The sequence below is a fragment of the Capnocytophaga sp. genome, assembly GCF_030532915.1.
In the GTDB taxonomy this organism is placed as follows: Bacteria; Bacteroidota; Bacteroidia; order Flavobacteriales; family Flavobacteriaceae; genus Capnocytophaga.
Window position 1 is genome coordinate 1 of record NZ_JAUNKD010000065.1, and the last position, 6,743, is coordinate 6,743.

The following is a 6,743-nucleotide window of genomic DNA, read 5'->3' on the forward strand; positions in this document are numbered from 1 at the left end:
AAATTATTTTTGTTTAAAATCCGTGTAAAAATAAGATTTTCTGAAAATGGATCAATTTAAGCATAGTTTGTCTTCAATTTCTTTTTGGAAGACTCTTCCTGAAATTCCTTAAATTGCAACAGCAAATTGTTGTTGGCACGAATTAGCGCATTGGTTTCGAGTAATAAATTGAAATACAATTTAGTATTTTTGGGGCTTGATTCAGAAGTTCGGATACGGTCAATTTGTTTTTGTACCATACGTGAAACATCATTTTTCAGGGCTTTTCCTTCGTTTACCACATTCACCAGATTAACGTATGCTTCGTTTTTAAAGATTTCGGCTTCGTTTTTAAAGAGATTTTCCATACTTTCCGAAATGCCTTTTAAGTCGCGCAACTGGTTGAATTTGAGGTTTTTATGATTGTTGTTCACGTGTTCGTATCCGTAGATGGCAATGGCGTGCATTGATTGCGCCATATCTTGCAGATTGTCAAGCATCATAATGTAAAATTTGCTGGAAGCCACCGAACTTTCGTTTAATGATTTGATGAAGTAAAAGATATTTCCTTTAAGTTCATCAAGTTCTTTTTCGAGTTTTTTACCCGTTTTTTTGTTTTTGGTAAGTCCGCCTAAATCCTGCGTTCCTAAATGATTAATTACCTGTGTATAAAGCGTATCGATTTTGGTAAGTGTTTCGGAAATGTAGGTAGAACTCTCCTTGACCACGCCGCCGATGGTTGCCAAATCGGCTTTTTCAAGGCTTCGTTGCTTGCTGGCTTCTTTTTCTTTTTGTTTGTTTTTGTAGGCGATGGCGCTTCGCAACAGCAACAATCCCACCACGAGAATCATTATGATAAGTCCGATAACTTCGCCGTAGTAAAGAATTCCGGCAACGATAAACGCCCCGATGAAAGCCACCACCGCCGTTAAGAACCACCCGCCAATTACATTGACAACGCCCGCCACGCGGTACACGGCACTCTCACGCCCCCAAGCCCTATCGGCAAGTGATGAACCCATAGCCACCATAAACGTAACGTATGTGGTTGAAAGTGGGAGTTTTAGCGAAGTTCCCAAAGCGATTAAGCTACTCGAAACCACCAAGTTGATGGCAGCACGCACCAAATCAAACGCCGGAAGGTCGTCTTTGTTTACCTTGGGGTCGTCTTCGGGTTTTTCAAAGCGTTTGTCAATTTTTTGGCTTAACGATTTCGGCATTATGAAATCAACCACATTGGCAACAATCACGGTAATGCGAACCAAAAAGCGTGACAAAATGTTTGAAGCAAATTTTTCTTCACCTTCGCTTTGGCGCGAGAGATTTAGTCCGGTTTCAATCACGTTTCGGGCTTTTTTGGAGAACCAGAGGGTAAGTACCATCACGGTTCCCGCCAAGAAGAGCAACAGTGTGGGGGCGGTCATTCCCTCGCCACTGAGGGAGCTCATTGCCAAGCTGTTGTGTTCTTGTCCCGAAGCCTGCCATATTTCAAACGATTGCCACGCTGCCACCGGAACCCCGATGAAGTTCACCAAGTCGTTTCCGGCAAAAGCCATCGCTAAGGCAAAAGTTCCGCTTAAAATAATTACACGGAAAATGTTTACCCGCAAACGGATTAACACCTGTGAAAGCGCCGTAAAGAAAACCAAACAGCCTCCGAGTATGTAAATAAGATTGGCATCGAGCCATTGTATGGTTTCGGCAGAAATAAACGAAATGCCTTTCAGTCCTTTAAAAAGAATGAAATAACTCAGTGCCGTGAGTGCCACACCCCCGAAAACGCCTCCGATTTGGCGGATACTTTTCTCATAACGGAACGAAAATACCAAGCGCGAAAGATATTGCACGATAGTGCCGACGGTAAAGGCAATCAATACCGAAACGAATATTCCTGTGATGATTTTCGAAGCCTGTTCGGTGTTGATATATTCGCCCAGTGTAGTTATCGAATCGCCTTTGGCGCTGATTTTCAGTACAGCCAAACACACCGATGCCCCGAGAAGTTCAAAAACAATTGAAACCGTAGTGGAAGTAGGCAAGCCCAGCGAGTTGAAAAGGTCAAGCAGCAGAATATCAGCAAGAATCACCGCCATAAAAATGACCATCACCTCATCGAAGTAAAACTGTGACGGATTAAAAATTCCTTTTCGGGCGATTTCCATCATTCCGCTTGAAAAAACCGCTCCGAACGCCACACCAAGGCTCGCAATAATCATAATAGTTCTGATGGTGGCAACTTTTGACCCCACAGCCGAATTTAAGAAGTTTACCGCATCGTTGCTCACCCCAACCGTTAAATCAACAATGGCAAGCACGAAGAAAACAAACAGCATAAAAATATAAACCTGCTCCATACAAATCAACGTTTTATTTAGGATACAAATATCCGTTAAACAGGTAAATATTATGTTACGAAATTGTTAATATTTCTGCTTTTTTGTTAGAAAACGTTGTAATAAAAAACAGAAACCACTTCTGTTTTAGGAAACGGTTTCTGTATGAAATTGATGTAATGTAATCGGTTTTGTTTTGTGTAAAAGAATGCTAATTATTTCAGTTTGAAGTTGTAACCCACTGACACGGCCACAGGAAATAGCTGAGTTGTGATGAGGCGTGAGTCTTTTTCCATAGCTTTATAAACATCATTAAACGCTTTGGAACGCACCGGAATAAGTAAACCGGCGCTGAGTTTGTTGCCTCGTTTGCCGAATTTGATATCGACATTGGCACCGAATGAAGGACCATACGAAACTTTTTCGTATTCAGGAAATTTGCCAAAGGTAACATTAACACCGTTGTATCCAAACATAGCTATCGGATTTACAGAAACCATTCGGCTTACGGGAATTTTATAAGTAGCCCCGACGTTCCAACCAACGGTAAGGAAGTTGAAACCCAAGCCGCCAAAAACTCCGAAGTTTTTTACAGGCAAATACTCTATTTTTCCGCCAATGCCTCCGTAATCAAACCCGATGCCGGGACCCACGTATAACTCTTGATTTTGTGCATACAACGCACTGCCTACGACACAAAACAATAGTGTCAGTATCATTTTTTTAAATCTATTCATTGTGCTGAAAATTAAAAAATTAAACAATCATCTCTTGGGGGTATTTAATCGTTCTAACGAGAAAAATACACCGATACAAAAGTACTACATTTTTCAGAAATTATCAAGAGGGTTTATGCGTTTTTTTGAAAAAAAGAATTTGAATAGCTTGGTCGTTATGCGGAAGAGATTGCGCTGTCTCTTGTAGTTTAAAAAAACATACCCGATTAGGTAGAAAAATAAATCAGTTTGCGCCGATATGCCGTTAATAATTTTGATTTTGAAACAAAACCTACATAAGCACCGTTGCGAACCACGGGCAGATTCCAAGCGGCGGTATCTTGAAATTTCTGCATAATTTGCGTCATTTTATCTTTTTCCAAATGAATGATTTCGGGCGGAGCGTGCATCAAATCTTTTACCGTAATGCTTTCATACATAGAACGATTGAACATTATTGAACGGATGTCGTCAAGTAAAATAATCCCGATGAGATGCTTTGATTGCGTTTCCACCACCGGAAAAATATTCCGATTTGATTTTACAACCGCTTTTTCAATCAATTCACCCAGTGACATCTCGGCTTCAACGGCAATAAAATTCTTTTCAATGACCGAATCAATATCCATCAGCGTTAAAACTTTCTGGTCTTTATCGTGCGTAATAAGGTTTCCTTCAAGGGCTAATCGCTTGGTATATAGCGAATGTTTTAGGTAATATTTTGACAAGGCAAAAGCGGTTGAAGCGACAATCATCAGCGGAATGAACAGCGTGTACCCGCCGGTAAGTTCGGCAATCAAGAAGATGGCGGTTAGCGGGGCGTGCAACACTCCGGCAACCAATCCGGCCATTGCCACCAAGGTGAAACTTGCCAGCGGCAATGAATGTCCGAACCAATTCAGCTGGTTTGCCACACGTGCGAATAAATTTCCCAAAATACCACCGGTGAAAAGGGCAGGGGCAAACACTCCGCCAACCCCGCCGGAGCCCACCGTGGTTGCCATCGCCACAACTTTGAACAAAACCAATCCGGCAAGCAGGGCAATGATGCTCCAAGGGTTGTCGGTATCCCACTTAAAGGCGTTTTGAAGCGCTTCGGTGGGGTTGCCGCCAATAAGGGCATTCATCACTTCAAAACCTTCACCGTACAAAGGCGGAATGAAAAAGATAACCAGCCCGAGCATCAATCCGCCGAAAAACAATCGCTTCAAATCACTATCGATTTCTTCAAAATAAGCCGTAATTCGCTGAAAAATAGTGCAGAAATAGATGGAAGCAAGTCCGGCAAGTAATCCTAATAAAATATAATAAGGTACATCGTTGAGTGAAAATTCGCCGTCGAGATTAATGGGCAACAAAATTTCATTTCCGAAGAAGAAATAAGACGTAAGCACCGCCAAGAGCGACGAAACCATTAGGGGCAAGAGCGACGAGAGAGTCAAATCTAAACTAAAAACCTCAATGGCGAAGATAATGGCTGCAATTGGGGCTTTGAACATTGCCGCCATCGTTGCCGAACAGGCACAGGCAATGAGCAACATACGTTCGGATTGATTGATGTGAAAGAAGCGACTCAGATACGAACTGAAACTCGCTCCCGAAATCACCATCGGTCCTTCCAGCCCCACCGAACCGCCAAAACCCGCCGTGAAAGGCGCTGTAAGAAGGCTTCCATAGATGTGATGGGACGGGAGAATGCCTTTGAGTTTTGAAATGGCGTACAGCGTGTAGGGAATGCCGGCTTCAACACGCCTGCGCACTACGTATTTCAGCAGAAAATAGACAAGCAGAAAGCCAATGGTGGGGAAAAGAAAGTAAAAAGCACGATGATACACCGAAACGATGCCACTGTTGAGCAATGTTTGTATCAGCAACGTGAGTTTTTTGATGAAAATAGCCATTACGCCCGACACAATGCCTATAATGGCACACAAGATCAGGATAAACTGCTTGTGATTCAGGTGTTTTGATTTCCAAGACAGAAATTTAACGAGCCAAGTTCTTTTGGTTTTCATATGGATTTATTGAAGTTGGTCGGGGTTGGTTTTTCTGACTGCAAAATTAAAAAAGATTATTGGAATGAACCAATAATCTTTTTAAAGTTAGAAGGAAAATTATTGTTTGGGAATAAAAACCAGACCGTCAAAATTGCTTGTGTTCACGTTTAATAACGCAATTTTTGTGCTTTTCCCTGTTTCTAAATTTACTTTTAACAAGGTAGTATGGTTTGATTGTCCTTTTGTAAACCCAATGATACTGTTTTCTTGCTCATCAAAAACCAAATCCGTAAAATAGGAACCTTCAATATCTAAATTTGTTACGACAGATTGATGCCCTGTGCTTATATCTATTTTCACAAGTTGTGTTATATAGTTATCCATATTGGTATAGTCTCTGCGGTATGCGTAAAAATTACCTTTGTTATCTTTAACTAAACCATCAAAATCAATTGAACTTGTATTTGATAATGGGATTTTTGTGTTTTTTCCCGTTTCTAAATTAACTTTCAGTAAAATAGAACCGTTTGATTGTTTCCTAACAAGTCCGATGACATTGTTCTCTTGTTCATTAAAAACTAAATCTGTAAAATAGTTTTTATCTATATCTAAATTAGCCACAACGGACTGGTTTCCTGTGTTTATGTTGATTTTTACAAGCTGTGTGAGGTAATTATTATCATCAGTATAATTTCTACGATGCGAATAAAAATTTCCCTTGTTATCCTTAACTAGTTCTCTAAAATCAATTGTGGTTATGTCTGACAACGGAATTTTTGTGTTTTTTCCTGTTTCTAAATTAACTTTCACTAAAACAGCATTTTGTGATACCATTTTTGTGAGTCCGATGATGCTTTTTTCTTGCTCATCAAAAATTAAATTTCTAAAATAAATATCTTCAATATCCAAATTAGCCACAGTGGATTGACTACCCGTATTTTTGTCTATTTTTACAAGTTCTTTGATATAGTTATTCAAATCTGCATAATTTCGGCGGTATGCGTAAAGTTCGTATTCCCTTTGAATTTTAATGGTTGCCACAACCTTTGTTTGTCCGTTAAAAGTTAGTGTAACCTCCCCTGAAACAGCTTTTTGCGGCACTTCCACTTTTAGATATTTATCGGTAATTTCAACAATTTTTCCCACTTGATTTATCGGGAAGGTAACGATATATTCTTTGTCCTTTGCAAATTCGTTTCCGTTAATTTGAATGATACTTCCTGCCGTAACTGTTCCCGTAGTGGTGTTTGCTATTTCAGGGAAATGCGTTACTTACTCCTCTTTATCACTTTTACTGCAAGAAAAAGCAGCTAATAAAGCCACGGCAAAAGCCAATTTCAAAATATTTTTCATCTTTTATAAAGTTTTAACTCGCTCAGCCTCAAAGCGAAATTACCAAAATAAAAAAAGCGTGAGACTCTAACTTTCTTATCTATTATAAAGAGACCTCCGGTAAGGTAATGAAATATATAAATAAGGAGAAAGAGCCCACGCCATATAGCGTGAGCGCCCTGGCTTACTTATCCTACATTTCATTTTGAATTTACCAGATTCCTTTATTATAGAATAATAAGCTAACGCTTTTAAGTTACTATGTATCGTTCAATGTTTTCGAGTGCAAAAGTAAGAAATTAAAACCATCAATACAAAAAAGTAGAAAAATTCACATTTCTCTCATCACTTTCTCGCTTTCGCTCACACTTTTCAAAGGGGGAATT

General features: G+C 39.8%; 4 protein-coding genes. All 4 read right to left on the reverse strand.

From position 1 onward, the window contains the following. Nucleotides 1-56: 56 nt before the first annotated feature. The 4 genes from Q4D72_RS11930 to Q4D72_RS11945 all read right to left on the reverse strand — a co-directional run bounded on the left by Q4D72_RS11930 (nt 57) and on the right by Q4D72_RS11945 (nt 6,171). Nucleotides 57-2,333 carry an inorganic phosphate transporter gene (locus Q4D72_RS11930; protein WP_303078149.1) on the reverse strand — a complete coding sequence of 759 codons (2,277 nt, stop codon included), beginning with the start codon at nt 2,331-2,333 and terminating at the stop codon, nt 57-59. Between the two features lie 194 nt (nt 2,334-2,527). Next, nucleotides 2,528-3,031: a hypothetical protein gene (locus Q4D72_RS11935; RefSeq protein WP_303078150.1), complete on the reverse strand. Its 504-nt coding sequence runs from the start codon at nt 3,029-3,031 to the stop codon at nt 2,528-2,530. Nucleotides 3,032-3,255: 224 nt separating this feature from the next. Next, nucleotides 3,256-5,043 carry a chloride channel protein gene (locus Q4D72_RS11940; RefSeq protein WP_303078151.1) on the reverse strand — a complete coding sequence of 596 codons (1,788 nt, stop codon included), beginning with the start codon at nt 5,041-5,043 and terminating at the stop codon, nt 3,256-3,258. A 99-nt stretch (nt 5,044-5,142) separates the two neighbouring features. After that, on the reverse strand, nt 5,143-6,171 hold the full coding sequence (locus tag Q4D72_RS11945; protein ID WP_303078152.1) for a hypothetical protein: 1,029 nt from the start codon (nt 6,169-6,171) through the stop codon (nt 5,143-5,145). Between the last annotated feature and the right edge of the window lie 572 nt (nt 6,172-6,743).

What these genes read in the sequence shown, in the direction of transcription:
- Q4D72_RS11930 (WP_303078149.1), bottom strand. Translation starts at nt 2,333, where the DNA reads ATGGAGCAGGTTTATATTTTTATGCTGTTTGTTTTCTTCGTGCTTGCC.
- Q4D72_RS11935 (WP_303078150.1), bottom strand. Translation starts at nt 3,031, where the DNA reads ATGATACTGACACTATTGTTTTGTGTCGTAGGCAGTGCGTTGTATGCA.
- Q4D72_RS11940 (WP_303078151.1), bottom strand. Translation starts at nt 5,043, where the DNA reads ATGAAAACCAAAAGAACTTGGCTCGTTAAATTTCTGTCTTGGAAATCA.